The organism is uncultured Pelagibacterium sp., assembly GCF_963972885.1.
GTDB classification, from domain to species: domain Bacteria; phylum Pseudomonadota; class Alphaproteobacteria; order Rhizobiales; family Devosiaceae; genus Pelagibacterium; species Pelagibacterium nitratireducens.
Genome location: NZ_CAXAXY010000171.1, coordinates 1 through 2,481, shown reverse-complemented (window position 1 = coordinate 2,481; position 2,481 = coordinate 1). Strand labels below are relative to the sequence as shown.

The window sequence follows — 2,481 nt, the reverse complement described above, 5'->3', positions numbered from 1 at the left end:
GTGCGGTCGTGGCGGAATTGGTAGACGCGCAGCGTTGAGGTCGCTGTGGGGTAACTCCCGTGGAAGTTCGAGTCTTCTCGACCGCACCATCTCTGGCCCAGGGGCCATTTTCATTACATTACGCCGGTCATCCTGGAGCGCGTCCCAGCAAAAGCATGTCCTCGACGCGATCGGGGATGGAAACGGTTTTGCGGTTCGGACGCGCGACAAAACAACGGCTCTAGTGGGCGTGCTCGGCGTTCTTCTTGCGGGTTTCCGCCGCCTTCTTGGCTGAGGCGGAACGTTCGCTGGCCGGACGATTTGCGCTGGCTTCGCCGCCTTTTTTGCCGCCCTTGCGGGCAGCTTCGTGAGTGTCCTTGTGTCCTCGGCCCGAGCCCGACTTGTTGCCGCCGCCCGATTCCTTGTTGACGGTTGCCCAGGCGCGCCGCTCGGCTTCATCCTCGGAAACGCCGCGGTCTTCGTAACCTTCGGCGATGTGATCGGCCTTGCGTTCCTGTTTGTCGGTGTATTTGGATTTATCTCCGCGTGGCATGGCCATGTCTCCTTGTTCACGTCTGTCGCTCAAAGGCGTTGGGCGGGCCAAGGGTTCCGGATCCGCCTCACAGATCATAAGGGCGTCAGAGGTGTTTTTGCATGTCTGCCGCGCTTCGATCACCTGGAACTGGAGGTTGGGTCGGAGGCTCGGGGCCGTACCGGCAAAATCGGTGCATGCTCGGTCGGATGGGTCCGAAATGCCCGAATTCCGGCAATCTATCGCCGATCACATTCTCGTCATCATCGTCCAAGAGGGTTGCGGGATTGGGTTTGCGAAAGCCCGACAAATTGAGTTCGTCTCCGAGAGGCGTTCCACACCGAACGGAAAAGGACACAAAATGGGTATTCGAAACACCATGACCGCACTGACCGCCAGCGTCATATTCGCAGCAAGCGCAGGCGGTGCGGTTCTGGCTCAGGACGCCGCACCGGCAACTCCTGAGCAGCCCCCCATGGCGGCGCCTGCCACTGATTTTGACCAAGGTCAGATTGAGTCATTCGCGGTCGCTTACGTTCAAATCATGGATATCGGCATGCAGGCGGAACAGCAGCTGCAAAGCGCCGAGACCGACGACGACCGGGCAGTAATCCAGATGATGGCCCAGGAGCAAATGGCGAGCACAGTTGAAAGCACCGATGGCATTTCGGTCGATGAGTACAACGCCATTCTGACCGCGGCACAGGCCGATCCGGTATTTGCCGAAGAAGTCGGGGGCGCCATCGAGGCGATTGTCCAGCCGGCGAACTGACCATCCCAATCAACCGTGCATTAAACAGGGAGAGACAAAAATGCGCAAAATTCTTGCTGTACTTGCATTGCCACTATTGTTGGCGGCTGCCGCATGCGACATGCCGCCATCCGAAGACGGCGGGGTTCCCACTGCTGCGACAAGCATGACGTCGGCGCCGGGCCCGCAAGGGTAACTGGCATCGAACGGAAAGGGGTGTCGGGTCAGATGCTCCTTTCTGTGACGTCCGGCGTTGGACGCGGAGGTGTTGCAGATTTGTCGCGGTCCCGGCCAGGATCGCTTAAAAGCCGCAATCGGGCCGTCATGGGGCGGAATTATGGTGAGAGAAGTTTTAACCCTTGTGGTTAATTATTGCTCACGTTGTTGATTCTTGCCTGGGTAGCTATCGATGAGCCTGACACGCCGCGGATTTCTTGTAGGGCTTCCGCTTTTTCTGGCTGCGTGTTCAACGCGCACCTCTTCTTCCGTTTCTTCCATGTCCATGGTCAATGCTTACGGGCCCGTGACCGATGAGCCGTTTCCGCTTGCCGCGCTGAACGCACGGCTCATAAAGCCGGAGTTGCGGCGGCAGCGCGTAGATTATGAGACCAACCATCCCAAGGGCACTATCGTCGTCGATACGCCCGCCCGCTTCCTTTACCTTGTCGAAGATGAGGGCAAGGCGATGCGTTATGGCGTCGGTGTCGGACGCGAAGGGCTTGCGCTACGCGGCAATGCCTATATCGGGCGCAAGGCGGAATGGCCGAGCTGGACACCCACCGCAAACATGCTGCGCCGCGATCCCGAGGCCAACGGGCCTTATCGCAACGGCATGGCGGGCGGGCCGAACAATCCTTTGGGAGCCCGTGCGCTTTATCTTTACCGGAGCGGCGGGGACACGATGTTCCGTATCCACGGCACCAACCAGCCGCAATCGATCGGGCTGGCGATGTCGTCGGGCTGCATTCGCATGCTCAATCACGATATCATCGACCTTTACGAGCGCGTGCCCTCGGGTACCCGCGTGGTGGTCATCCAGGCCTAAAGCCTGATCCAATCAGATTTCGCACGGCTCCTCAGACCTCTGAGGAGCCGTTTTTCGTGAAAGGCTTGCTCAAATATTTGCTGCCGGGCAGTCCGAACCGCCAGGGCAGGTCGACGGCTTTGGTAATGCCGATGCGCGGGCCGGTGAGGATCGGCCCCTCGACAGGGGCCGGGG

3 protein-coding genes, 1 tRNA gene and 1 pseudogene are annotated in these 2,481 nt (G+C 59.6%); 3 read left to right on the top strand and 2 right to left on the bottom strand.

The features are described 5' to 3' along the window. Positions 1–2: 2 nt before the first annotated feature. Positions 3–89 (top strand) — tRNA-Leu (locus AACZ55_RS16015). 131 nt (positions 90–220) lie between these two features. Here the strand turns inward: AACZ55_RS16015 and AACZ55_RS16010 are convergent. Beyond that, positions 221–532, bottom strand: coding sequence for a plasmid stabilization protein (locus tag AACZ55_RS16010; RefSeq protein ID WP_339647686.1), 312 nt, complete (start codon positions 530–532; stop codon positions 221–223). 199 nt (positions 533–731) lie between these two features. On the opposite strand from AACZ55_RS16010, the gene AACZ55_RS16005 reads away from it, so the two are divergent. Both AACZ55_RS16005 and AACZ55_RS16000 read left to right on the top strand, forming a co-directional pair. Continuing rightward, on the top strand, positions 732–1,283 hold the full coding sequence (locus AACZ55_RS16005) for a DUF4168 domain-containing protein (RefSeq protein WP_339647684.1): 552 nt from the start codon (positions 732–734) through the stop codon (positions 1,281–1,283). Positions 1,284–1,671: 388 nt separating this feature from the next. After that, positions 1,672–2,307, top strand: coding sequence for a L,D-transpeptidase (locus AACZ55_RS16000; RefSeq protein WP_338610468.1), 636 nt, complete (start codon positions 1,672–1,674; stop codon positions 2,305–2,307). Positions 2,308–2,338: 31 nt separating this feature from the next. On the opposite strand, the pseudogene AACZ55_RS15995 reads toward AACZ55_RS16000, so the two are convergent. Next, positions 2,339–2,481: pseudogene (locus AACZ55_RS15995) on the bottom strand (3-methyladenine DNA glycosylase); the annotation flags it as partial.

Coding starts and splice junctions, on each gene's coding strand:
- AACZ55_RS16010 (WP_339647686.1), bottom strand. CDS start 532: ATGCCACGCGGAGATAAATCCAAATACACCGACAAACAGGAACGCAAG.
- AACZ55_RS16000 (WP_338610468.1), top strand. CDS start 1,672: ATGAGCCTGACACGCCGCGGATTTCTTGTAGGGCTTCCGCTTTTTCTG.
- AACZ55_RS16005 (WP_339647684.1), top strand. CDS start 732: ATGCCCGAATTCCGGCAATCTATCGCCGATCACATTCTCGTCATCATC.